The 24,945-nt window shown below is 60.1% G+C and carries 15 protein-coding genes and 1 pseudogene; 9 read left to right on the forward strand and 7 right to left on the reverse strand.

Annotated features, from left to right (window positions below; all coding sequences use genetic code 11):
- Window positions 1-135: 135 nt before the first annotated feature.
- Window positions 136-1,833: a PAS domain S-box protein gene (locus VNX23_RS06545; RefSeq protein WP_325628367.1), complete on the forward strand. Its 1,698-nt coding sequence runs from the start codon at window positions 136-138 to the stop codon at window positions 1,831-1,833.
- Between the two features lie 59 nt (window positions 1,834-1,892).
- On the opposite strand, the gene VNX23_RS06550 is transcribed toward VNX23_RS06545, so the two are convergent.
- Window positions 1,893-2,579 (reverse strand): Crp/Fnr family transcriptional regulator, encoded by a 687-nt coding sequence (locus VNX23_RS06550; protein WP_325628386.1) that lies wholly within the window; start codon window positions 2,577-2,579, stop codon window positions 1,893-1,895.
- 415 nt (window positions 2,580-2,994) lie between these two features.
- Here VNX23_RS06550 and VNX23_RS06555 point away from each other — a divergent pair, with 415 nt between their 5' ends.
- From VNX23_RS06555 to ligD, 7 genes and pseudogenes are all read left to right on the forward strand, one after another.
- Window positions 2,995-3,303 carry a hypothetical protein gene (locus VNX23_RS06555; protein ID WP_325628368.1) on the forward strand — a complete coding sequence of 103 codons (309 nt, stop codon included), beginning with the start codon at window positions 2,995-2,997 and terminating at the stop codon, window positions 3,301-3,303.
- Between the two features lie 85 nt (window positions 3,304-3,388).
- Window positions 3,389-4,090 carry an HWE histidine kinase domain-containing protein gene (locus VNX23_RS06560; RefSeq protein WP_325628369.1) on the forward strand — a complete coding sequence of 234 codons (702 nt, stop codon included), beginning with the start codon at window positions 3,389-3,391 and terminating at the stop codon, window positions 4,088-4,090.
- A 1,471-nt stretch (window positions 4,091-5,561) separates the two neighbouring features.
- Window positions 5,562-6,332 (forward strand): outer membrane protein, encoded by a 771-nt coding sequence (locus VNX23_RS06565; RefSeq protein WP_325628370.1) that lies wholly within the window; start codon window positions 5,562-5,564, stop codon window positions 6,330-6,332.
- Window positions 6,333-6,500: 168 nt separating this feature from the next.
- Entirely contained in the window at window positions 6,501-7,160 is a 660-nt protein-coding gene (locus VNX23_RS06570) for a phytochelatin synthase family protein (RefSeq protein ID WP_325628371.1), read from the forward strand.
- 221 nt (window positions 7,161-7,381) lie between these two features.
- Complete coding sequence (locus VNX23_RS06575; protein WP_325628372.1) at window positions 7,382-7,609, forward strand: hypothetical protein; 228 nt, start codon at window positions 7,382-7,384, stop codon at window positions 7,607-7,609.
- A 487-nt stretch (window positions 7,610-8,096) separates the two neighbouring features.
- Window positions 8,097-8,315: pseudogene (locus VNX23_RS06580) on the forward strand (DUF6496 domain-containing protein); the annotation flags it as partial.
- A gap of 241 nt (window positions 8,316-8,556) precedes the next feature.
- Window positions 8,557-11,241, forward strand: a complete 2,685-nt coding sequence (gene ligD / locus VNX23_RS06585) for a DNA ligase D (RefSeq protein WP_325628373.1) — start codon at window positions 8,557-8,559, stop codon at window positions 11,239-11,241.
- 95 nt (window positions 11,242-11,336) lie between these two features.
- Here ligD and VNX23_RS06590 read toward each other — a convergent pair whose 3' ends face one another.
- Window positions 11,337-11,501: a DUF3309 family protein gene (locus VNX23_RS06590; protein ID WP_325628374.1), complete on the reverse strand. Its 165-nt coding sequence runs from the start codon at window positions 11,499-11,501 to the stop codon at window positions 11,337-11,339.
- 158 nt (window positions 11,502-11,659) lie between these two features.
- Here VNX23_RS06590 and VNX23_RS06595 point away from each other — a divergent pair, with 158 nt between their 5' ends.
- Complete coding sequence (locus VNX23_RS06595) at window positions 11,660-11,968, forward strand: polyhydroxyalkanoic acid system family protein (protein ID WP_325628375.1); 309 nt, start codon at window positions 11,660-11,662, stop codon at window positions 11,966-11,968.
- 124 nt (window positions 11,969-12,092) lie between these two features.
- On the opposite strand, the gene treY is transcribed toward VNX23_RS06595, so the two are convergent.
- The 5 genes from treY to treS form a co-directional block, all read right to left on the reverse strand.
- Window positions 12,093-14,903, reverse strand: coding sequence for a malto-oligosyltrehalose synthase (gene treY, locus VNX23_RS06600; RefSeq protein ID WP_325628387.1), 2,811 nt, complete (start codon window positions 14,901-14,903; stop codon window positions 12,093-12,095).
- Window positions 14,903-16,669, reverse strand: coding sequence for a malto-oligosyltrehalose trehalohydrolase (gene treZ / locus VNX23_RS06605; protein WP_325628376.1), 1,767 nt, complete (start codon window positions 16,667-16,669; stop codon window positions 14,903-14,905). Before treZ ends, treY begins: the two co-directional genes overlap by 1 nt.
- Window positions 16,666-18,741, reverse strand: coding sequence for a glycogen debranching protein GlgX (glgX, locus tag VNX23_RS06610; protein WP_325628377.1), 2,076 nt, complete (start codon window positions 18,739-18,741; stop codon window positions 16,666-16,668). The genes treZ and glgX overlap by 4 nt, the downstream gene beginning before the upstream one ends.
- Before the next feature lie 483 nt (window positions 18,742-19,224).
- Complete coding sequence (gene glgB, locus VNX23_RS06615) at window positions 19,225-21,372, reverse strand: 1,4-alpha-glucan branching protein GlgB (protein WP_325628378.1); 2,148 nt, start codon at window positions 21,370-21,372, stop codon at window positions 19,225-19,227.
- Window positions 21,369-24,671 (reverse strand): maltose alpha-D-glucosyltransferase, encoded by a 3,303-nt coding sequence (gene treS / locus VNX23_RS06620; protein ID WP_325628379.1) that lies wholly within the window; start codon window positions 24,669-24,671, stop codon window positions 21,369-21,371. Before treS ends, glgB begins: the two co-directional genes overlap by 4 nt.
- Window positions 24,672-24,945 lie beyond the last annotated feature (274 nt).

Here is a 24,945-nt window from a genome sequence, read left to right on the forward strand (position 1 = left end):
CGGCTCCCGCTTCCAAATCACTTAAGCGATTGAACATAGACGACTTTTGGTCGTGATGCTCGCTGGTGGACGAAGCAGTCAAAGATGAAAGAGCAATCGGTCCGGTCAAACGCGACTTCGGCACGCCCGGAGCCCATGACAGATTTGCTTGCACTGTCCTACGAGCCAATCCTGACGTGGCGGCTTGACGGAGGCATCGAGAGCTGGAACGCGGGAGCTGAACGACTTTATGGATTTAGTCCAGAAGAGGCGTTGGGTCGCGTCAGCCACGCGCTTCTACAAACCAAGTTTCCAATAGAACTCGCAGACCTGATTTCCCAGCTTGTGAATGGCCGTTACTGGTCGGGCGAGCTGCGTCACACTTGCAAAGATGGTCGCGAAGTCGTCGTCGACAGCCGGATGCAATTGCTGGACGATGGCGCCGTGCTTGAGGTCAATCGCGACGCTACAGAGATCAAGGCGCTGGCGGCCCGACAAGCCACACTAATGCGGGAGCTTTCGGCCGCCGCAGCCAAATTCGAGGCGCTATTCAACCAATCGGGCATTTTTGCCGGGATCATGGACTTGCAGGGTTACTTGCGTGAAGCGAACAATTTGTCGCTCGAATGGTGCGGTTACACGCGAGAGCAAGTTCTGGACAAGCCTTTCTGGGAAACGCCATGGTGGAGGGGCTCGGAGGGGGTTAAAGCGAGGATTCGCTTTGCCACGGATCAGGCGGCAGCTGGCCTCGTCTTTCGCGAAGAGCTTGCATACTGGTTGGGCGATGGCCGCGAGCGGATCGTGGATTTTGCCATGCACCCCATTCGCGATCAGTCGGGGTCGGTGATGTTCCTGCATCCGTCCGGAATCGACATCACCGAACGCAAGCAAGCCGACACGGCGCTTCGCGAAGGTGAACAACGATTGCGTTGGATCGGCTCCGTCGTGGAGTCGAGTGATGATGCGATTGTAAGCAAGAACCTGGACGGCATCATCACCAGCTGGAATAGGGGTGCGGAACGCCTCTTCGACTACACGGCGGAAGAAGCGATTGGCCAGCCCATCACCTTGATTATTCCACAAGACCGACTTGACGAAGAACGCTTGATTCTGACTCGTATCAGGCGAGGAGAGCGGATCGATCATTATGAGACAATTCGGCAGCGCAAGCATGGCGACCTTGTCAGCATTTCGTTGTCCGTTTCTCCCGTGAAAGATGCTGATGGAAAAATTGTTGGCGCATCAAAGATTGCAAGAGATATTACCGAGCAGAAACGAAATCAGGAGCACATCAGCGTTCTGGCTCACGAAGCGGAGCATCGAAGCAAGAACATCCTCTCGAACGTACAGGCAATCATCAATCTTTCTCGGTCTGACACTTCCGATGGCCTAAAGGACGTGATCAGCGGGCGGATCCAGGCGATGGCAAATGTTCACTCGCTGTTTGTTGAAACGCGGTGGATAGGCGCGGAAGTCTCGGCGATCGCCAAGCATGAACTTGCTCCGTATCTCGACGAGCACGACGTGCGGGTTCGCATGGAGGGTCCGGAAACCGTGTTGAAGCCGAGCGCTGCACAGGCGGTTGCCGTGAGCCTGCATGAGTTAGCAACCAACGCTTCCAAGTATGGAGCGCTGTCTGATGCGAAAGGTCAGATTAGACTGACGTGGTCGTGCAACGAGGATGGACAGCTGGCGCTTCGCTGGACCGAATTGGGTGGGCCGAAGGTAAAAGCGCCGGAACGCCTGGGCTTTGGTAGTCGTCTCATCGAGGGAACGATCAGAGCACTAGGCGGCAAAACACACTTTGACTGGCGCCTGGAAGGGCTTGTTTGCGAAATCACCGTTCAGGCGTGAAATCCCGCGCGTTGTTTCCAGCCATCAATCTCAAGTCCGTGGTGGCTCGCGCCGCGCGCTTAATTTTGCTTCTCATCCCGGTCAATTTGCGACCTCTCCTGCAAGACCGCATTCAACAGCGAACGGTGGACCTCTATGTTGCCGTTGTAACTGATGAAGCCCAATTTCCGGAATTTGTTCATGAAGGAACTGACGCGAGATCGCGTCGTGCCGATCATTTCCGCCAGCGTACCCTGATCGAAACTCGCATCGATGGGTTCCGGGCTGCCCTCCTTGCCGAAATTGGCGAGCAGTAGAAGCAAGCGCGCAAGTCGCTTCTCGCTGGAATTGAACAGCTGATCGATCAAATCCGCTTCAACCCGGTTGTTCCGAGTTAATAGATGCGCCACGAACATCTCGGAAAACTTCGGCTCACTGTGAAGGACCGCCAGCATGGCTTTTTTCGTTATCGAAGTGATCAGGCATTCTTCCATCGTCGAAGCCGTCGCGATGCGCACCGATTGGCCGTTGAGACAACCTTCGCCGAAAAACTGATCGGGTCCGATAACTCCGACAACCGCTTCCTTGCCCTGATCGGAGGTGACGACGATTTTGACCTTGCCTTCTTGAAGGTAGAAGATCGTATCCGCGCTATCGCCTTGGGCGAAAATGATTTGATCCTTGCGGAATTTCGATATGTTTTTCCCGGTCCCTACCTTGCCGAGAAACACTTTGGGATTGAACCCGTTCTTGGCTGCTTTTCCCATAAGACCCCTCCTTCGGTCCGACGGAAATTGTGAAATAAAAAATTGATCGGTGTGTTCAATAGGGAACAGCACCCGCAATTTTATTGTGGAAGAGTGATTTTTTTCGGTCGGCGGTGGCTGTTCCCGGAGTGTGCAGTGCACCACCCGCCTGAGGCGGTAAGGCGTGCCATGCCGGAGATTCAAGCTTCAAAATCTGGTGATCCGCTCAGCTCCATTGAGTGCCCGCGCTGTCCGCGCTGCCAGGCCCGAATGACGCTGACGACCATTTCACCTGCTCCATCGGGTTACGATCTGCGCATATTCGAATGCGCCAAGTGTAGCCGTTTTTCGTCACGACTGGCACCCCGCGACCCGATGATGACCGGCGCCGCGCTGCGATGGCTCAATGGAGAGCTTAAGCCCCCAAAATCAGCTCATGACAGACGCATGGGAGATTAAGCAGTTGGTTGATGCACACGATGCCCTTCGACAGGTTGGTATTCTGCTTGATGGCGAAGCGACCAGCGTACCGTCCGACGAGCCACGAACCTTCCGGCGCAAATCTCTGGGAACCTCCCTCAAGGTGGTCGCTGTCGCCTTGGGTTTGCGTGACGAGGAACAGGCCTTCGAGCTGCCCGCGCGGCTGTTCGAACAAGTGCCATTTGCCGTTTATGTTTGCGACCGGGACGGTCTCGTTCTTCGATACAACCAGCGGGCTGCCGAACCTATGGGGCCGGTCGCCTAAACTCGGCGATCCTGATGAACGGTTTTGCGGATCGTATCGAATGTTCCGTCCCGACGGCAGTCGGCTCCTGCCCCATGAATGCCCCATGGCCGACGTGCTGCGCACCGGTGTTTCCGTGCGCGAACAGGAAGTCCACATTGAGCGACCGGACGGCTCGTGTGGCATCGCGCTCGTCGACATCGAAGCAGTCAAGGATGGCGATGGGAACATTGTCGGCGCGGTCAACTGCTTCCAGGATATAACGGAACGCAAACGGATCGAAGCGCAAATCGTCAACCTCGCGCGCGAGGCAGAGCATCGGACAAAGAACATCTTGTCCACTGTGCTTGCGACGGTGCGTCTTTCTCATTCCGATACGGTTGATGATCTCAAGCAACTGATCGAAGGGCGCATCGATGCCCTCGCAAAGGTGCATGCGCTGTTCGTGCAATCGCGCTGGGCGGGAGCCGAGCTTCGCAATCTGGTCTCGCAGGAGCTTTCAGCTTACAGCGACGAGACGGAGGCGCGTGTACGAATTGACGGCCCAGCCGTAATGCTGGAACCGTATTCGGCTCAGGCAATTGCAATCACGTTGCATGAGCTCGCGACCAACGCGGCAAAATACGGATCGCTGTCGGCGGCGGCAGGTCGTGTTGAAATCGCCTGGTCGCACACGGCAGACGGACGGCTGAGTTTGCGCTGGATCGAGTTGGGCGGGCCGACAGTCACGCCGCCCACGCACCGCGGATTCGGCACGCGCATTATGGAGAACATACTCGCAGGCCAACTCAAGGGCGAGGTGCGTTGATTGGCGCGACCAAGGGCTCACCTGCGAGATCATTCTGCTTGCGTAAGGCCTTGCCGCCACTTGCGGCGCGACGGCAGAGGTGCTCGGAGCCAACGGTTCCACGGCTAGCCGAGGCGACCAGCAATCCGGGAAATAATCCGCTGCGTTGCATAGCCGCAATTGGCACTTTTCAGACATGGCGTCCGTGACGAACGATGTCCGTTCACAGGGGCAAAGCAGACATCTTGAAGCGCCAGCATTTCCGCTTATGACTCCTTAGGCGACTGGCGGCCGCTCGGCGCTCAAGGTCGATCGGGTGCTATAAAAAAAGCTCAATCCTTCAAGTCTGAGCTTGTTCCCAAGCGCCGCAAGAGTCTTCTTCTGGGATCAGCGCTGGACGGTCGCAGCAATTTCACGAATTATCCCATGAGCCATCGCCCACTGTGGATATCGAACTTCACCAAGCCTTCGTCTCGCATTTTCAACAGGAGGGATTGGCAAGCTTCTTCATTCACGACATTGGCGCGTTTCATGACCTCGCGCACTTTTAGCGGTTTCTCGCGGAGCGCACTCAGGATATTTTCTCGATCATTCAGCAATACTGGAATCCTATCGTCATCAAGTGTGATAAATCACTGAGAATACGAAAGCTGATCTTCCGTAACGACTCGCTCGATATTTTCAGACTTGCTCCTGATGCGGTATCTGAGACGTCCATCTGCCTCGATCGGCATAAGTTGAACGATGGTGTAAATCGTTGGTGGATCAATTGCGGCACGCCCTTGTGGGCCTTGGGGCCGGTGGCGAACGTCTTCATTCACCTTGTAGGCATATGACATGTGTCCACCTCTTAAGCTGCCGCTGCACTAGCGCAGACCGTCAAGTGATGCAATGCGTTCCATTGCCCTTCTTGATTGCTGCGACGGATCAGCTCGGCTGTTGCATTTCGGTGACTCCCATTCTCGCGCGCCGAGGTATGCTCGTGCGGGGCTTTGGAGGGGCGGATGTTCGATGTTTATTTGAATGATAACCGAGCTCAACTATTGGTAGTTGCGAAGGGGCAATCGATCCCCATCTGCGGGAGATTAGGGCGGTGGCGAAGGAAGAAAGCGGCGGTCACAGTAAGCGACGAAATCAAGATGGCCATACAGAGAGACGGCTACTATTCGCGCAGACTACGAAAGCCTGAAAGAAGTAACCAGTAGCATCGTTTTGCTCGCTGGAGCTGGGCGAACAATGTCGCCGTTCGGCCCATCGCGTCATTTCGCTGCAAGCAGCGCCTCGGTCGCTTTTGGAGCGAAGCCGACATCAATTGGCAGGCAAGATCGGCCGGTTCGGTCGCGAATGACCCTCGGGCGACCTTGGAGAGGCCGTTGCTTTGTTGCAACACGGCCAGTTTTTTTCGGTAATTGCCGTGTCCGTAAATTGAACGTCAAATTCCCGCTGTTGTTGTGGCGCGAGCGTATTGTGCAGCGAAATAGGGCATTTTCTCATGAAACGGCTTCTCAAATATCTGGCGAGTGCCGTAGTGCTGCTTAGCCCGTTGACTGCGCACTCGGCTGATATCGCCGGTCCACCACCGCTACTGGTCCCCATGTTCAGTTGGACTGGATTCTACGCCGGCGCAAACATTGGCGCAGCCTGGACCAACAGCAGCTGGACCGACACGCTCACATTGACGAATTTCAACAACAACAACAGCGGCAACGGCGTGTTCATTGGCGGCGGGCAGATCGGTGGCAATTACCAGATCGGCAGCTTCGTCATCGGCGGCGAATGGGACTTCGACTGGGCCGCCAACAACAATCACACCAACGGGGTCGTCATTCCGGCCGGAAATATCGTTGTCACCAACAACAATCGCTGGATCACGACAGTGGCTGCCCGCTTCGGTTGGGCATTTGAACGCTGGCTGTGGTACGGCAAGGCCGGCGGCGGTTGGGTCGGTAACAACACGACCGTTACTAACACCACGACGGGCGTGTCGGTCAGCACCTGCGGTAACCTCACCACCAACTGCGGCAACAACAACAATGGCGGCTGGCTGTTAGGCGCTGGCCTCGAATACGCGGTCACGAACAACTGGACGGTGAAGCTCGAGTACGACTTTCTCGGGGTGGGCAGCCGGACCTTCGTCATTCCGGTCACGTCCCCGTTCCTCGCCGGCGATACGTTCCACTCCAACAACCGCAATGTCCAGGAGATCAAAGTCGGGTTCAACTACCTGTTCAACTGGGGCGCACCAGTTGGAGGCAGATACTAGTTCCGCAAACGACGTTGGGGCGGACCGGAAGTCGTCGGCGTCATATCGAAACGACGCTTTTGACCCGGAGCCGACGTGTGCGAAGCTTCAAGGCCTCTTTACCAACATTGGCGCGACGGCAGATGATGGATAGATTGGTGCCTGACTGAAACCGAGCATGAGTGCGCCATGCGCATTCTCAAGTTCGCAGGTATTGCTTCGGTTGGAATTCTTATTGCACTGGGGCTGACAGCCTATCTGCTTCTCCCTGGTGAGGTTCCGATTGAGAAGATCGACTCGTCGGTAGTGCGCACACCGAACCTTATCGAACGCGCCTGGCATCTGCCCGTGGCAGCGACTTTCGGTCAACACGTAGCCGGACAGTCAAACTTATCCAAATGCGGCCCTTCCAGTCTTGCCAACGTCTTCAGATCGCTTGCGGAGCGCCCGGTGACTGAAGATGCCGTTCTCGCGGGAACCGGGATGTGCTGGTCGGGCTATTGCATCCCGGGGCTGACCTTGGACGAACTTGCCGGCGTGGCCATCGCAAATACAAGTCCTAAGGTCACGGTACTGCGCGACCTAACTCCCGAACAATTTCTGAACCATATTCGGCGGTCGAACGATCCGAGTCGGCGCTACGTCGTGAATTTTCGACGCAAGGAGATCTTCGACGCTGGCGGCGGTCACTTCTCACCGATTGCCGGATATCTCGAAGACTTGGATCTGGTTTTTGTCTTGGATGTGAACGACCACTTCCAGCCTTGGCTGGTCGAGCGCTCACGACTCTACTCTGCGGTCAACACGCTGGATGGGAATAAGAAGCGAGGGCTGCTGTTGATTGAGTGAGACGCTCCACGGCCTCATTAGCGGCAATTGACGCCAAACCGAAAGCCGTCCAATAGGACGTTCTCGACTACCGCGACTTGCTGGCCGAGCGAACCGGCAATGCTGCGCGAATCTCCCACCACGCGTGAAGCAGGTCACACTCGCAATCTCACACTGGGTGTAGACACGTGCTCGCCGGAGCTTCAACCGGCGCATTAAACGCTGAACGAGGGAGAAATCCCATGAAGCGCATCGCATTTCCGACATTCATGAAACGCATTGTATTTCCAGCACTCGCCGTAGTGGCTGTGGCGATAATTGTGATGAGGTCTCATGCGGTCCAGACTTACGGAGCAAAGCAGTCCGCGATGTCCATCCAGGAGGTGCACGAAAAAACTGACCTGAAAAAGCTTTCTGTAGAGGAATTCGAGGATCAGTCCCTCGTCTTCCCGAGAGTCGCAGGGCATTAGAATCAGGACCGGCCGCGTCATCCTCTTCCGGTATCGGAAGAGGGCGGGTCCGCGCCCGACGGGTCTTCCAAATTCGAGCTTGTCAGGAGGAGCCGCAAGGGTGCACGAACTTCGGAAAGCGAGCACCAGCCGGCTCGACGCTGGCGTCAAGTTGGCGACGATGCTTCGCATCGCGCCGACGACGGTGACAAGAAAGCCCGATCGCCGGGAAGAGCGCGAAGGAAACCGTTAAAACCATTCGCGTGCGGGAATGCCGGGTGAATCCGGCTGTGACCGTGGTGACTATGCTCGTGTCGTTACCATCTTTCCCACGCGAGGTTGCGGGTGCGGCAGGCACCCGGCATTCCCCACGCCCTCTGAGGGCGGATGGTTCATGCATCGCGCCGCGAGAATGCGGGGCCATACAAGGAGCCTGCGATGGCGACGGTCCAAAATGGGAACCATCTCCGTCCGCGCCGATTGGTTCTGCGCCAGAGGGAGAAAAATCATGGCACGAAAATATTCGAAAAAGGCATCCGCCAAGGTCGAACGCGCGATGAAGGAACGCAACGCCGGGACCTTGAGGAGCGGCCGCTCCGGGCGGAAGGTTACAAGCCGCAAGCAGGCGATCGCGATCGGCCTTTCAGAAGCGAGGGCCGCAGGGGCGAAGGTCCCGAAAAAAACCGCGGGCAGGAAACGCAGGGCCAGCCAAAAACGGAAGTCGAAGAGGTAAGGAACGCTTTTCCCGTCATGCCGTCATCGCCGGGCATAGCCACCTTTCCGCTATGTCCGGCCACGACGCTTTGGCCGATGCAAAGCTGCTTTCATGGTTTCCAATAGGCGCGCGCGGCCATTACAATCCCCCTATTCGCGATTGGTTCGGAAATTGGCGGAACTTCAACGGCCGTCGCAGGTTTCGGTTCCGAAAGACGTGTTTCTGCGGGCTTTTTGTATTCCAGGATTTTGCCGTGTCGCTGAGAGAACTCACCACCTACCGGAAAAAGCGGGATTTCGAAAAGACCGCTGAGCCGAGCGGCGACACCCCGGTCAGGCCGTCGAAGCAGCGCCGCTTCGTGATTCAAAAGCACGCCGCCACGCGCTTGCACTACGATCTCAGGCTGGAGCTTGATGGCGTCTTCAAATCCTGGGCGGTGACCAAGGGGCCCTCGCTCGATCCGCATGACAAGCGGCTGGCGGTGGAAGTCGAGGACCATCCGCTCGACTATGGCGATTTCGAAGGCACCATCCCGAAAGACCAATATGGCGGCGGCACCGTGCAACTCTGGGATCGCGGCTATTGGGAATCGGACGATCCCGAAAAGGGATTCAGAAAGGGCGACCTGAAGTTCACGCTGCATGGCGACAAGCTGCATGGCAGCTGGGTGCTGGTGCGCATGCGCCACAACCGCGACGGCGACAAGCGCACCAACTGGCTCCTGATCAAGCACCGGGATGAATATGCGCGCGAAGGCGAGGCCAATAACATCCTGGAGGAAGATCGCTCCGTCGCCTCGGGCCGGTCGATGGAGCAGATCGCCGGCGGCAAGGGCAAGGCGCCAAAACCGTTCATGACGGCAAGGTCCGGTCGCGGGAAGGCCGATGCGGTATGGCATTCGAACCGCGGCGAGGCCGTTGAGGCGCGGGCCGGGCGCAAGCAGGCGGCAGCACGGGCGACACCTGCGAAGGCTCTCCATCCTCGCAAGGTCGCGAAGATGCCGGATTTCGTCGCCCCCGAACTCTGCACGCCGGTCGATCGGCCGCCGGACGCGGAAGGCTGGGGCCATGAGATCAAGTTCGACGGCTATCGTGTGCAGTTGCGCGTAGAGGACGGCGAGGCCAGGTTGAAGACGCGCAAGGGCCTGGATTGGACGGACAAGTTTGCCGCAATCGCCGGGGAGGGAAGCGAACTTCCCGATGGGCTCATCGACGGTGAAATCGTAGCCCTTGACCAGGACGGCGCGCCGGACTTCTCGACGCTGCAGGCGGCCATTTCCGACGGCAAGACCGGCGATCTGATCTTTTATGCCTTCGATTTGCTGTTTGCCGACGGTGAGGACCTTCGCCACCTGCCGCTGCGCGAGCGAAAAGCGCGCCTGAAGCAGTTGCTCGAAACGCGGCCCAAATCCAGGTCAAAGTCCAAAGCGAAATCGATCCGCTATGTCGAGCATTTCGAAAGCGGGGGCGATGCGATCCTGCGCTCGGCATGCAAGCTGTCGCTCGAGGGCATCGTCTCCAAGAAGCTCACCTCCCCTTACCGCTCCGGCCGTTCCGAGAACTGGACCAAGGCCAAATGCCGCGCCGGGCAGGAGGTCGTGCTGGGCGGATGGAAGACCACCAACGGCAAGTTCCGCTCGCTGATGGCCGGCGTCTATCGCGGCGACCATCTGGTCTTTGTCGGAATGGTCGGCACCGGCTTTGGACAGGACACGGTCAGGCGCATCATGCCTGCGCTGAAGGCGGCGGAGACGGACGACAATCCGTTCGGCGGAAAGGACGCGCCCCGCAAGACCCGGGATGTGCATTGGTTGAGGCCCGAACTTGTCGCCGAAATCGAATTCGCGGGCTTTACCGACGCCGGCAATATCCGTCAGGCGTCGTTCAAGGGATTGCGCCAGGACAAACCGGCTTCCGAAATCGTCGCGGAAAAGCCCGCCAGAACCGAAGTCAAGAAGCCCGCCGCAAAAGCCGCCGCGAAATCCGGAAAGTCGAAACCGGAAAAGCCTGTTGCGACAGTTGCGGGGAATCGCTCCGCCGAGGTGATGGGTGTCGTCATTTCAAAGCCGGAGAAGGAACTGTGGCCGGATGGGGGTGACGGCGAGGGCGTGACCAAGCTCGATCTCGCCCGCTATTTCGAGGCGATCGGCGAATGGATGATCGGATATCTGAAGGGCCGGCCGTGTTCGGTCGTGCGCGCACCCGACGGCATCAAGGGTGAGAGATTCTTCCAGCGCCACGCGATGCCGAGCACGTCCAGCCTTCTGGAACTCGTCAAGGTTTCCGGCGACCGCAAGCCCTATTTGCAGATCGACCGTGTCGAGGGTCTTGCGGCCGTGGCCCAGTCTGGCGGTCTCGAATTGCATCCCTGGAATTGCGCGCCCTATGCGACGGACACGCCCGGACGACTGGTGTTCGATCTCGATCCCGCCCCTGAGGTCGAATTTTCGGAAGTGGTCGAAGCGACGTTGGAAATGAAGCAGCGCCTCGACGAACTCGGCCTCGAAAACTTCTGCAAGACCACCGGCGGCAAAGGTCTTCACGTGGTGGTTCCCCTGGCGCATGGCGCCAAGGAAAAGGTGAGCTGGAAGGAAGCCAAGGCATTCGCCCAGGGCGTCTGCCAATGGATGGCGCAGGAAAGTCCCGATCAGTACCTGCTCAACATGTCGAAGAAGCTGCGCCGTGGAAAGATCTTTCTCGACTACCTTCGCAACGATCGGATGGCGACCGCGGTAGCGGTGCTTTCACCGCGCGCACGCGAAGGCGCGACGGTCTCGATGCCGTTGACCTGGGCGCAGGTGCGCGGTGACCTCGACCCGAAGCGCTACACGATCCGCACCGTTCCGGCGCTGCTTGCTAAAAGCAAGGCGTGGGAAGGGTACGATGAGACGCAATCGTCGATCAAAGGTGCAATGAAGAAACTGGCGGGGAGATTGTAAGCCTGCACGAGAGAAGCGCGAACCGGTGATGGGTTGCGAATAGGGATTCCGGGTCGGCGCCTCCAGCGCAACCCGGAATCAAGGGAGTGGCGGGATCAAATCCGCCCGAGCAAAACCAATATCAATAGGATGACGACGATAAGCCCTAGGCCGCCGCCGCCGTAATACCCCGTTCCGTAAAACGGCCCGCCGCCGATGCCGCTAAAACCGCCGAGAAGCGCGATAATCAAAATGATCAGAAGGATCGTTCCGATAGTCATCTAGATTTCCTCCAGCCTGTGTTCAGTTGCTGACACTCCCCGACTCTCAGGCGAGCAACAAACCCGGACCTGGAAAGTTCCGGCGTTCCATTTTGGCGATGGGCTCTTTTTTATCGATCAAGCGGAACTACATGCCATAACGTTGAAAGAGGTTTCCGATGGCTGCGCCTCTCATCGTTTCGATTCCGCATAGTCTCGGCCGCGAAGAAGCAACCCGCCGCCTCAAAAACGGTTTGACGCGGGCGGCTGCGAGCGTTCCTGTGCTTGCGGTCGACGAAGAGCGATGGGAGGACAATCGCATGATCTTCCGCGTCCGCGCGCTCGGACAGGTGGCCTCAGGCCATCTCGATGTCGCCGACGATCACGTGCGCCTGGAAGTGACGTTGCCGTGGTTGTTGCAGCGCTTTGCCGAAGTGGCGCAGGCCGCGATCAAGAAACGGGGAAATCTGCTCCTGACCAAGCGCTGAACCACTACGCCATGCCCGCGAAGACGCGCTGAGCCTGTCATCGGGTCGCGCCCTGCGCGGACCCGTTGGCGCTTTTGCCCGGTCGTGACGGGTCCTGCGAGGGTCGAGCTCGTTTCACGTGGCCCTAGGCGAACTGCTTGCTTCTCCTGGTCGCCGGCCTCGCCGAGCCGGTGAACCTTGCCTTCAGCACCGCCGCCGGAACATGCTGGAACAAGGCCGGGAGGGGGATCTCGGTGACGCCGTCCATGTCGGCAAAACCCTCCACCGAATAGCCGTTGACACGAAGCGTGCCCTCAAAGGCCGCAAAGCCGGGCCAGTGGCGGCCGCCATCCGAAAACGGCGCGAAATGCCTGCCCACGGCGGCGACCACGGCGTGATGATCGTGGCGGCGCGCAAAGGCGATGACATGGTCGCGGTGCGGACCGCTCACCTCGATCGGTTCGTAACTGCCCTGTGCAAACACGTCGGGGATTTCGTTGCGGAGTTTCAGGAGATGCCGGGTCCAGGCGAGCTTGATATGCCCGTCCTGCCAGTGCCGCGCGAGAGCCTGCCAGTCGGGCTGCCCGAGCGTCTCCAGAATCGAAGCCCGCGCGGCGAAGTTTACCTGCCTGCGGTTGTCGGGATCAACCAGGGACAAATCCCAGAACTCGCTCCCCTGATAGAAGTCGGGCAGGCCGGGCATCGTGGCCTTCAACGTGATCTGGCTGAGCGAATTCAGCGCTCCCGATAGCGCCACGCGCCGCGCAAGATTTTCCAGCGACTCGAGAAATTCGCCGGCGACCGATCGATCCAGGATTTTTGCGACGAAGTTATTCACGCCCTGCTCGTAAGGTCCGTTCGGATTGAGCCAGCTCGTTTCCTGCTTGCCCTCGCGCGCGGCCTTCAGCGCGTAGGCCTGAATGCGTTCGGTGAAGGTGTCGTCGATTGGGTCGAGTGGCCAGGCGCCGAGCAGGGCCTGATAAAGCATGTATTCGAACGCCGTCGATGGCGCGCGCATGGAGCCCTCGGTGACGACGAGCGAGGCATTGAGCAGTTTCCACCGCGCGACCGCACTGGTCCATTCGCCGGGAATTTCGCTCAACGCGATCAGACGCGCGCGCGCATCCTCACCGCGCTTGGTATCGTGCGTTGCGGTCGCCGTCATGGCCTGTGGCCAATCGCGCGAGCGAAGCTTCATGGCTTCATGAAATTCGTCGAGTGAGAGCGCCGCGGCAGTCGGCTCGCCGCCGACCTCGTTGAGCGCCAGCAGGCGGGGCATGCGATAGAACGCCGTGTCTTCGAGCGATTTTGCCATCAGCGGTCCGGTGAACTGCTGCACCTTCAGGCCAAAGCGGCGCACGCGCGGCTTGCTGTGCAATGCGCGGCCGGGCCTGATCAGATCCATGGTGAGGGCGTCGCGCAGGAAATCGAAAATACCGTCATCGGCAGCAAACCATTGGCCGCGCGCCTGTTCGATCGTGCGACAGATCAAGGCGCGGTCGCTATTCGCTGCGCCGGCCGGCGTCAGATAGGTTCGGTAGATCGGAAAATGCAGCACGTAAAGTTCAAGCGCTTGCCGCAGACTGTCGGCGGAGAAATCGCGTGTCGAGTAGTGGCCGGCGGCGATCCGCGCCAGAAGCCGGGCGAGCACCGTGAATTCGCTGGTCAGCAAGGTCTCGAGCACCCGCCGCTTGGCCTGCTTGAGAACGGGCGCCAGCGCCGGCGAGATGTTGGTGGCTTGCCGCAGGGTCTCGTCGAGCGGCTCGAGGCCGCGGCCATCGATCAGCACGCGCGTGATCACGTTCAGCGCGTCGTAACCGGTGGTGCCCTGCACGCCGATGAAAGGACGCAAGGTCTCGTGTTCGCCGAGAATCTTCTCGACCACGATATAGAGCGATTTGCCCGCCTTGCCCCTTCCCTGGGCTTCCCGGATCAGGCGGTGCAGGCGCTGGAAATATTGCATGGGGTCGCGCAGGCCGTCGATATGATCGAGCCGCAAGCCCTGGAGCTTTCCCTCCGCGATCAGCTTTCCGACCAGGAGATGGACGGCCCTGAACGTGGTCGCGTCTTCCACCCGCAGTCCCGCCAGCGAATTGACGTCGAAGAAGCGGCGATAGTTGATGTCGCTCGAGGCGAGCCGCCAGTGGCCGAGTTTGTAGTGCTGGCGCTCGAGAAGGCGATGCAGCGCAAGCGTCTGCGAGGGATGATCGGGATCTGCGCGATAGGCTTTAAGCCCACGGGCCACGAGACCGGCGGCGCCTTCGATATCCCTTAGTTTCGCCTTGAAGGTGGGCGCCTCGTTACGGTTCGGGTGACGCAGCCCGGCGTATTGTGAGGCAAGCTCGACGATGCGCTTTCCGGCTGCGCTGTTCTCTGCGGCGGCCTCCGTGACGACCGTGTTTAGGATTTCGCCGTAACGCTCAGGCGCGATCGGCAGGCGGTGTTCGAAATACCAGGCCGAGAAGCTGCCTTCGTCGGCGTCGTAACGCAGCTCGATCTCGCCTTTCTCGAGTGCTTCGCCGTAAGGTGCGCCGAGGATCGGCAGCAGAACGCCGCCACGCGCACGGTACGGCAATAGTTCCCAGTCGATGTCGAAAGATGCCGCGTGCGGCGAAGCCTCGCCCCATTCGAGTACGTCGAGCCACCAGGGATTATCCGCAAAATGCACGCCGACGTGATTGGGTACGAAATCGAGAATGAGGCCAAGGCCGTGCTTTCGCAGCGCTTCGCTCAATCGCTCAAAACCGGCCTCGCCGCCGAGCTCCGGATTGATGGCGGTATGGTCGACGACGTCGTAGCCATGGGTCGAGCCCTTGCGCGCCTTCATGAAAGGTGAGGCATACACATGCGAGACGCCGAGCGCCCCAAGATAGGGAACGATCGCCGCGGCCGCGTCGAAGCCGAACTTCGCCGTCAATTGCAGGCGATAGGTAGCGATCGGAACGGTGGCTCGCATCAGCGTGGTTCCAGGCACCAGTACACCGACCATGGCCGCAACACCTCGCCCGGCGGGTTGCCGCATATGCCGACCCCGGTTGCATCGCACGCCTGATCGGTGATCTCGCTGGTCGACAGGTTGGCGCGCAACACGAGCCTGGTGCCGTCGCCCAGGCGCCAGCGCGCGGTCAGCAATCCATTGTCAGCGGCGTGCGCCTCGTCAAAGGCGGCATTGGCGAGCCGGGGCACGACTTCCCGCCGGCGCACCGCGAGAAGATCGCGGACCAACGCAAGACGGTGATGCGCGGCCCCTTCGTTTGCGGCGTCCCAATCCAGTATCGCGGATTGAAAGGTGGAGATGTCCAGAGGGTCTGGCACTTCGTCGCCGTATTTTTCGTAAGCCCAGCCATATTCCCTTCGCCGTCCCTGGCGGACCGCGTCAGCGAGGTCGCCCCTGAAATCGCAGAAGAAGGGAAACGGCTGCTTCGATCCCCACTCTTCGCCCATGAACAGCATGGGAATCCCCGGCGCGAGCAGGGTGATCGCCAGCGCCGCCTCGATCGCATCCGCACCGACGAGGCCTTCGAGCCGCTCGCCGAAAGCGCGATTGCCGATCTGGTCGTGGTTTTGGAGAAAATTGACGAAGGCGGTCGGGGCAAGACCAAAGCTCGGCTGGCCGCGCGGTTTGCCGCCGCGGTGTTCGGAAGGCTCGCCCTGATAGACAAAGCCCGAGCCAAGGGCGCGGGCGATGTTACGAAGCGGGGAGCGTTGATAGTCGCGGTAGTAGCCTTGCGTTTCGCCGGTCAGCCATACGTGCCAGGCGTGGTGATAATCGTCGTTCCACTGCGCTCGATAATTGCCGCCTGGCGGGTCCTGTCCGGGGTCGAGCATGTTGACGCAGTTGGCATCGTTTTCGAGCACCAGATGGATGTGGCGTCCGCTGCGAGCGGCAAATTCACCGACCGCGACGCTGAGGTCGCCGAGCATGGAGATTTCGCCGGGCTCCACGATGCTGTGCACGGCATCAAGGCGCAGCCCGTCGAAACGGTATTCATCGAGCCAGTAAAGCGCATTCTCGATGGCGAAGGCGCGAACCTGCGGCAGGCGATAATCGATCGCGCTGCCCCACGGCGTCTGAGCGTCGGCGAAGAAATTCGGCGCATAGCGGGCAAGGTAATTTCCCTCTGGCCCGAGATGATTGTAGACCACATCGAGAAAGACCATCAGCCCGCGCAGATGCGCCTGGTCGATCAGCTCCTTAAGATCGTCTGGCCGGCCATAGGCGCTGTCGGGCGCGTACCAGAGAACGCCGTCATAGCCCCAATTGCGCGAGCCGGCGAAATCCGCCAGCGGCAGCAATTCCAGCGCTGTTATTCCTGTCGCAACCAGATGGTCGAGCCTGTCGATCATGGCGCGGTAGGTGCCTTCCCGCGTGAAGGCACCGACATGTGCTTCCAGCAGCACGGTCTCGTGCCAGGGACGCCCGCGCCAGTGCGAAGCGCGCCAGCGATAGGCCGCGTGATCGATCACCTCGCTCGGTCCGGACACGTCGTCGGGCTGAAACGCCGACGCGGGATCGGGCACGTCGATCTCGTCGTCGATGCGGAATTTGTAGCGCGTGCCCGCTTTCGCACCAGGAATGTCGGCGGCAAACCAGCCGTCTTCGCCGCACCTGAGCGGGCAGGGTTGGTCGAGCAAGACATCGACGCGCCTGGCCGCGGGCGCCCACAGGCGAAACAGGGTGCCTTGCGCCGTCAGCTTCGCGCCGAAATGCCGTCCACTCATGCCGAACCCGAGAACGCCAGCACCGAGCGTGGAGGCGCGGTGGCCTCAGCTGCCGATGCGAAATCTGCGACGGTCTGTTTAACGTCGGCGGTGTTCAATAGTTGCTGCCAGCGACTGTATTCCGGTAGCTTCGGCAGCTTGAAGGGTATCGCCTCGGGCGCCGCGTTGAGCACGATGAAGATCGCCGCCGCTCCTTTTTCGGAAGGACCCAGCACATAGGCGAGGAAGCGGCCTTCCGGAAATTTCCAATCCGCTTCCTTCATCTCCTCCGCGGCCGGCGTCAGCCAGAGCACGCCGAAGGTTCCGTCCACCCGCCGTCCCTCGAGCCAGCGGCGCGTGCGCAGCTGAGGGAAACGCCGGCGGATCTCGGTCATGTGGCCGACGAAATCGATGAGGTCGTCACCTTCTCGGCCGATGCCGTCCCAGCCGACCCATCCGGTCTCGTTGTCCTGACAATAGGCATTGTTGTTGCCGTTCTGGGTATTGCCGACTTCGTCACCGGCGAGAAGCAGCGGCACGCCTTGCGCGAGCAGAAGGCAGGCGATCTGGTTCCTGCGCAACTGATTGCGCAGCGCGTTGATCGCCGGATCGTCGGTCGGTCCTTCATGGCCGCAATTGTTGCTGTGGTTGTCGTTGGCGCCATCGCGGTTTTCTTCGCCATTGGCCTCGTTGTGTTTGGTGTTGTAGCTGAACAGATCCTTCAGCGTGAAACCGTCATGCACGGTGATATGGTTGATACTGGCGCGTGGGATTCGGCCCTCATGGTTGAACAGGTCGGAGGAGCCGGTCATGCGGCTGGAGATCTCGCCGATCAGGCTGCCTTCGCCGCTCCAGTAACGGCGCATCGCGGTTCGATAACGGTCGTTCCATTCCGACCATTGCGATGGAAAGGCGCCGACCTGGTATCCGCCCATGCCGAGGTCCCATGGCTCGGCCACGAGCTTCGCCGAGGCGAGTACCGGGTCCTGCCGGATTGCGGTGAGAAAGCCGCTTTTGCGGTCAAAACCGTTTCCCGCGCGCGACAGCGTGGTTGCCAGGTCGAACCGGAAACCGTCGACGTGACAGACCTCGACCCAGTATCGCAGCGAGTCCATCACCATCTGCAGGACGCGCGGATGGGTGAGATTGACCGAGCTGCCGCAGCCGGTGAAATCGTCATAATAGCGTGGGTTTTCGGGCTTCAGCCAATAATAGGAGGCGTTGTCGATGCCGCGGAACGACAGCGTCGGGCCCAGATGATTGCCCTCGGCGGTGTGGTTGTAGACGACATCGAGTAGCACCTCTATCCCGGCATCATGAAGCCGCGCCACGGTGGTGCGGAACGAGTCGAGCGGATTGTCCTGGGCGTAGCGTGCTTCGGGCGCGAAAAACGAGATCGTATTGTAACCCCAGTAGTTCGACAGTTTTCGTTCGACCAGCGTGCGGTCGTCGATGAGGCCATGCATCGGCAGCAATTCGATCGTCGTGACGCCGAGCCGCCTGAGGTGTTCGATCATTGCCGGCGAGGAAAGGCCGCCATAGGTGCCTCGCAGATTGGGAGCGACGTCCTCACGCGTCTGCGTCAGACCCTTGACATGAGCCTCGTAGATGATGGTGTCTTCCCAGGAAATATTGGGACGCATTTCGCGTCGGCCCCAGTTGAAGGCCTCGTCGACCACCACCGCTTTCGGCATGCCGCGGGCATTGTCGCGCCGGTCGAATGAGAGATCTTCGCGCGCGCTCCCGGTGCGATAGCCGAAATGCGCGTCGCTCCATACCAGCCGCCCGGCAAGCCGTCGCGCATAGGGATCGAGCAACAGCTTGTTGGGGTTGAAGCGATGGCCCTGCTCGGGCGCGTAAGGACCGTGCACGCGATAGCCGTAAAGCTGGCCGGGCGAAACGTCGTTCAGATAGCCGTGCCAGACGTCCTCGCTGCGCTCCGGCAATTCGATGCGTTCGAGTTCGCGCCGGCCCTGGGAGTCGAACAGGCAGAGCTCGACCTTTTGAGCGTTGGCGGAGAACAGCGCGAAATTGGTGCCCCGGCCGTCCCAGCTTGCACCAAGGCGAGAGGACGAGCCGGCGGAAAGTCGCATGACGAGTGCCCTCTTTCCGAAGTTCGTGAACCCCCGGAGCACCCTGTTGCGCGAACTTCGGAAGGCAATGGGCACTCGCAAATCTTTCGTTCCAGTGGTCTGATTTTAACGTTCGCTTCCGGTTGCCGATCAGGAACCGAACGACAAATCCGCTTCACCAGTACCCGCTTTCCGAAGTTCGTGGTCCGGCTCCGCATCTTCGCAAACGAACTTCGGAAAGCAAAGGGTACTGGCAGGTCTATGATGCCGGTGGAGTGGATTTGACATTCGCGACCGTCCAGCCGCAACTTCGTAATGCGAATGTCAAATCCAAGACTCCACTAAAATCTTATAATTGCTAGTGGTCCTTTGATTCTAACATTCGCAACGGTGCCTGCCGAGATGGGATGCGAATGTTAGAATCGGACCACTAGTGCCGCTTTTCGATTTGAAGTGCCTGTCGGAGTTTGCCGCGGATGATGCAGGAACTTCAAATCGGCGGCACTAGCCTTCGGGTACGAGAAAGATGGTGGCAAGAGGTGGGATGCTGAGCTTGAGTTCCGGCCGCGCGGCGTCGACGGTGCGGACTTCGCCGATATTGCCGACGTTGCTGCCGCCATAATGGGCGGAATCCGAATTGAAAACCTCGCGCCACGCACCGGAAAATGGCACGCCGATGCGATAGTCGTAATACACGTTGGGTGAAAAATTCACCACGACGAGGCAGCGCGCCCGCCAATTCCTGCCTTTGCGCATCCAGGCGAACACGTTGTTGCCGGCGTCGTCGGTCACGAGCCATTCAAAACCGGAATGATCACAATCCAGTTCATGCAGCGCGGGATATCTGCGATAGACGCCGTTGAGGTCGCGGATCAGGGATTGGACGCCGGCGTGGCTTTGCTGTTCGAGCAGATCCCAGTCGAGCGAATGATCGTGATTCCATTCGCGCGCTTGCGCAAATTCGCAGCCCATGAACATCAGCTTCTTGCCGGGATGACCGAACATGAAGCCGTAGTAGGCGCGCAAATTCGCAAATCGCTGCCAGTCGTCGCCGGGCATCCGCCCCAGGATCGATCGCTTGCCGTGAACGACCTCGTCATGGGAGAGCGGCAGGATGAAATTTTCCGAGAACGCGTAATGCAGGCCGAACAGGATGTCGCCGTGGTGATACTGGCGGTGGATCGGATCCTTGCCGATATATTGCAGCGTATCGTGCATCCATCCCATGTTCCACTTGTAGCCGAAGCCGAGCCCCCCATGTTCGATTGGCTGCGACACCTGCGGCCAGGCGGTCGATTCTTCCGCCGCGGTCGTTGCTTCCGGAAAACGGGCGAACACCTCGGTATTGAAGCGGCGCAGGAATGCGATGGCGTCGAGATTTTCCCGGCCGCCGAACCGGTTCGGCACCCATTCGCCGGCGGGCCGGCTGTAGTCGAGATAGAGCATGGAGGCCACCGCGTCGACGCGCAAGCCGTCGATGCCGTAACGCTCCAGCCAGAACAGCGCGTTCGAGACCAGGAAATTGACGATCTCCGTGCGGCCGAAGTTGTAGATCAGCGTGCCCCAGTCGAGATGCCGGCCCTGCAGCGGGTTGGCATGCTCGTAGAGCGCGGTGCCGTCGAAATTGCCGAGGCCATGCGGGTCGTCGGGAAAATGCCCGGGCACCCAGTCAAGCACGACGCCGAGCCCTTCGCGATGACAGGCATCGACGAGGGCGGCAAAATCCTGTGGTGGACCGAAGCGGCTGGTCGGCGCGAACAGGCCGGTCGGCTGGTAGCCCCAGGAGCCATCGAAGGGGTGTTCGCTCACGGGGAGAAATTCGACATGGGTGAAGCCGAGATCGCGGGCGTAACGCGGCAGCTGCTCGGCGAGCTCGCGGTAGGTCAGCCATTCGTTGTTGCCCTTTCGCCGCCATGAGCCCAGGTGCACCTCATAGATCGAAATCGGGGCGTCACGCGCGTTGACGTGCGGCGGAGCGGGGCAGGACCGCGGCAGATGCTCTTCGTCGAATACGATCGATGCGGTGCTCGGGCGCATTTCGGTGGCGAAGGCCAGCGGGTCCGATTTCAACGGCAAGTGCTGGCCCTGCCGGCTGACGATATCGAACTTGTAGCGATCGCCGGGGATCGCATGGGGAATGAACAGCTCCCAATAACCGAGGCCGCGCACGCGCATCGGATGCCGCCTCGGATTCCAGTAGTTGAAATCGCCGACGACGCTCACTCTCTGCGCATTTGGCGCCAGCACGACGAACGCCACCCCTTCGACGCCTTCCAGCACCAGCGGGTGTGCCCCCAGCTTGTCGTAAAGTCGCAGATGGTTGCCCTCGCCGAGCAGATACAGATCGTAGTCCGTCAGCACCGGGGGGAAGCGGTAGGGGTCATCGAGATCGACGACGGTGTCGCCGAAGCGCGCGCGCAACTGATAGGATTTTGAGTGGTTCGGCAGCACGCCTGCAAACAATCCGTCCTCATGAATGCGCGTCAGCGCCGCCGCTTCGCCATCGTCGACCACGGCGTCGACTCTGGAGGCCTCCGGCAGGAATGCGCGCACGACGGTCTTGCCGCCCTCTTGATGCGGTCCGAGATAGTGAAACGGATCGGAGTGGCGGCCTTCCAGGATGGCATAGGCCTCGGCGGAAAGCTCGCTCATGTGGCCTCGTAGATACGCGATGACAAGATACGAAGCGCTCCCGCCAATGAGGTTCGTACCCGCTCGGGCCGCTGCGCCAAATCGGATTCGAGCTCGTCAAAAATCTTTTCGAGCAGGAAGAAGTCGAGCATCCGTGCCGCGGCCGCATGATCCTCCGGCCAGAGAGACAAGTTTGTCATGAATTCGCGATAGGTGGCAAGGAAGGCCTCGCTGGCGCGGTTGACCCATTCGGCGAGTGCCGCGGCAAGCCTGCCGTGTTCATCAGGTGCAAAGTTGAGTGCGCGCTCGAGCGCGGCATTTGCCGAATGTTCGATCGATCTGATCAAGCTGGCGACGTCGCGCGCCGCCGGCGCCTTGCGCCGCCTTTCCTCGATTCCCAAACGAAGGTCGCCCTTGAAACCGGTAATGAAGATATCGTCCTTCACGATCAGCGAGCGGGCGAGATTGAAGTCACCGTGATGCCGGATGTTCAGGCTGTCGGGATGCTGCGGCAGGAGAGCTTCGAGGCGTTCACACAGAACCGCCTGCTGCGTCAGCATCCGATCGACCAGCGGGCGATCGGCCTCGCTGAAGGAATCCCGACGCTGCCTCAAATTCTCGAAAACGCGCTCGGCGCGCATAGCGATCTTATCGGTCCAGCGCTTCACTTCGGAGGGCCGGATCGGCTCCGGCACAAAGTCGGTCAAGCCGCTCGCGGTCGCAAAGGCGAGATGCATTTCGGCAGTCCGCCTTCCGATCTGCGACATGTGACGCAAGAGGGGCAAGCGCTCATCGCTCTCGCCGGGAATTCCGCGCGTCGTCAACAGCCGCTGTTCCTCGACAAAACGGTCGAGATGGGCCGCCGCCACCGTCCAGGCATCGCCCTGATTTCCAACGAAGGCGTGAACGATGGCGACCGCGGATCTGGTCTCGCCATCGGCGAGTTCGACGCCGCCGAGCATGGCAGGCGTGTTGGCGAAGCCGACGACCTCGGTCAGGAACCGGCCGATCTCCATCTCCGGATTGATGCCCGGCTCGAGCTTTCGGTAGAGCTTGACGCAGTAATTGTCGTCGAGCAGGGCCATGCTGCTCAGTGGACCGACATCGACCACGGTCACTCGTTCCGGCTGTTTGATCGGTCTTGGCGAAAATCTGCTTGTCGGCCGGAATTCGAGGCCCATGCCATTTTCTTCGATGGTCAGCGACTGGCGAAGGTTGCGAAGCAGAAGGCCGTGGAAGATCGGGTCAAAAGCGACATCCAGCAGCGTTCCTTCGCGCGCACCCTGGCGCACCGCGGCGAGCGCATGGGGATTGAATCGCTCGCGATCGAACCGGACCCATTCGATCTGCAAGGGCATCGTGTAGCGCACGCTCCCCTCGTTCTGCTTCGGCTCGAAGAAGGTGAGCCACGGCCGGTTGTCGCCGATGTCGCAGAACGGGATCGCCGAGGTGAGCGTCGGACGAATCTGTGAAGGATCGTGTTCGGGGTACCAGCGGCTTCGCGCCAGATGTCCTGGCATGACGTCGCGCTCGAATACCCCGCGCGTGCGGGCGAGCGACACCCAGGTCGCGCCCACGGGCACGACGAGAGTTTCGAATTCGGGCACCACGGATCGCGTGACGAATTCCGAATTGGCGTGCTCCTGCAGCTGGAACCAGTAGAAGCCATACGGCGCGAGCGTGATCATGTAGGGGCGTTCGCCGATCGCGGGGAAATGCGTGCGGCCCAGCATTTCCAGGGGAACGCGATCCTTGAAGGCCGACAGATCGAGTTCGGTCGCCTGCGCCGATCGCGACAGGTTGGCGACGCAAAGAATGACCTCGTCGCCAAGCTGCCTGACATAAGCCAACACCGCGCGATTGACGGGGCGGATGAAGGTCATGCTGCCGCGGCCGAACGCCAGCGTCGACTTGCGCACCGCGATCAGCCGCTTGGTGGCGTTCAACAGCGACGACAGGCTGCGCGACTGCGCCTCGACGTTGACGGCCTCATAGCCATAGACCGGGTCCATGATCATCGGCGCGTAGAGCCGCGCAGGGTCGGCGCGGGAGAATCCGCCGTTGCGGTCCGGGGTCCATTGCATCGGCGTGCGCACGCCGTTGCGGTCGCCGAGATAGATGTTGTCGCCCATGCCGATCTCGTCGCCGTAATAGATGATCGGCGTCCCCGGGAACGACAGCAGCAGCGAGTTCATCAGCTCGATCTTGCGCCGGTCGTTGTCCATCAGCGGCGCAAGCCGCCGGCGGATGCCGAGATTGATGCGGGCGCGCGGATCATGGGCATAGGTCGACCACAGATAGTCGCGCTCGACGTCGGTGACCATCTCGAGCGTCAGCTCGTCATGGTTGCGCAGGAACAGCGCCCACTGGCAGGTCGACGGTATATCCGGCGTCTGGCGCAGGATGTCGGTGATCGGAAAGCGGTCTTCCTGGGCGATCGCCATGTAGATGCGCGGCATCAGCGGGAAGTGGTAGGCCATGTGGCATTCGTCGCTGTCGCCGAAATAATACTGCACGTCTTCCGGCCATTGATTGGCCTCGGCCAGCAGGACCTTGCCCTTGGCGTAGCTGTCGAGCTCAACGCGCAGCTTTTTGATGATGGCGTGGGTCTCGGGCAGGTTCTCGTTGTTGGTGCCGTCGCGCTCGCAGAGATAAGGGATCGCATCGAGCCGGAAGCCGTCGACCCCGGTGTCGAGCCAGCGCTTCATCACCTTGATGAGGGCGCTGACGACGCGCGGATTGTCGAAATTCAGGTCCGGCTGGTGCGAGAAGAAGCGGTGCCAGTAGAACTGGCCGGCTTCGTGATCCCAGGTCCAGTTGGATTTCTCCGTATCCGTGAAGATGATCCGCGTGCCCTGGTATTTCTGGTCGGTATCGCTCCAGACATACCAGCCGCGCATGTTCGAGTTCTTGGCGCTCCGCCTGGCGCGCTTGAACCAGTCGTGCTGGTCGGAGGTGTGGTTGATCACGAGCTCGGTGATGACGCGCAAGCCGCGCTTCTTCGCCTCCTGGATGAAGCGCAGGAAGTCCTTCATGGTCCCGAAATCGGGATTGATGGTGCCGTAGTCGGAAATGTCATAGCCGTCGTCGCGGCCGGGCGAGGGATAGAACGGCAAGAGCCACAACGCCGTGACGCCGAGTTCCTGCAAATAGTCGAGCTTCTCGGTCAGGCCGGCGAAATCGCCGATGCCGTCATTGTTGCTGTCAGCGAACGCCTTGACGTGAAGCTGGTAGATAATGGCGTCCTTGTACCAGAGCTCGTCCCTGTCGAGGGCGGCGACCGGCAGGTCTTTGGCGTCGATCGAGGACATCAGGTTCATGATGCACCTCGCAATCCGCAACGCAAGGCGCCATCGATAATGTTGCCGGAACCTGCTTTCGCGGGCCGGGGATCACGGGGCAAGGCGACGCTGGCGGCGGCTGCGCGCGCGACGGTTTCAGCCATATCATTCACGATAGTGCCATCACTTAGAAAAAAGAATGCCCCCCGCTTCGCGCGTGGAGCGGATGGTCCAACATTCGGTGCCCGGCTCAACGAGACGCGAATGCTGGAGGATCACGAGCGCGAAGACAGAGATTGCAGAACTCTCTACA

It is taken from the genome of Bradyrhizobium sp. (assembly GCF_035570375.1).
Classification (GTDB): domain Bacteria; phylum Pseudomonadota; class Alphaproteobacteria; order Rhizobiales; family Xanthobacteraceae; genus Bradyrhizobium.

Bases quoted from the DNA above. Each gene is read 5' to 3' on its own strand.
- VNX23_RS06565 (WP_325628370.1), top strand. From the start codon at position 5,562: ATGAAACGGCTTCTCAAATATCTGGCGAGTGCCGTAGTGCTGCTTAGC.
- VNX23_RS06575 (WP_325628372.1), top strand. From the start codon at position 7,382: ATGAAGCGCATCGCATTTCCGACATTCATGAAACGCATTGTATTTCCA.
- treY (WP_325628387.1), bottom strand. From the start codon at position 14,903: ATGCGAGCCACCGTTCCGATCGCTACCTATCGCCTGCAATTGACGGCG.
- glgX (WP_325628377.1), bottom strand. From the start codon at position 18,741: ATGCGACTTTCCGCCGGCTCGTCCTCTCGCCTTGGTGCAAGCTGGGAC.
- VNX23_RS06550 (WP_325628386.1), bottom strand. From the start codon at position 2,579: ATGGGAAAAGCAGCCAAGAACGGGTTCAATCCCAAAGTGTTTCTCGGC.
- VNX23_RS06545 (WP_325628367.1), top strand. From the start codon at position 136: ATGACAGATTTGCTTGCACTGTCCTACGAGCCAATCCTGACGTGGCGG.
- VNX23_RS06560 (WP_325628369.1), top strand. From the start codon at position 3,389: ATGGCCGACGTGCTGCGCACCGGTGTTTCCGTGCGCGAACAGGAAGTC.
- VNX23_RS06595 (WP_325628375.1), top strand. From the start codon at position 11,660: ATGGCTGCGCCTCTCATCGTTTCGATTCCGCATAGTCTCGGCCGCGAA.
- treS (WP_325628379.1), bottom strand. From the start codon at position 24,671: ATGAACCTGATGTCCTCGATCGACGCCAAAGACCTGCCGGTCGCCGCC.
- VNX23_RS06570 (WP_325628371.1), top strand. From the start codon at position 6,501: ATGCGCATTCTCAAGTTCGCAGGTATTGCTTCGGTTGGAATTCTTATT.
- treZ (WP_325628376.1), bottom strand. From the start codon at position 16,669: ATGAGTGGACGGCATTTCGGCGCGAAGCTGACGGCGCAAGGCACCCTG.
- VNX23_RS06590 (WP_325628374.1), bottom strand. From the start codon at position 11,501: ATGACTATCGGAACGATCCTTCTGATCATTTTGATTATCGCGCTTCTC.
- VNX23_RS06555 (WP_325628368.1), top strand. From the start codon at position 2,995: ATGACAGACGCATGGGAGATTAAGCAGTTGGTTGATGCACACGATGCC.
- glgB (WP_325628378.1), bottom strand. From the start codon at position 21,372: ATGAGCGAGCTTTCCGCCGAGGCCTATGCCATCCTGGAAGGCCGCCAC.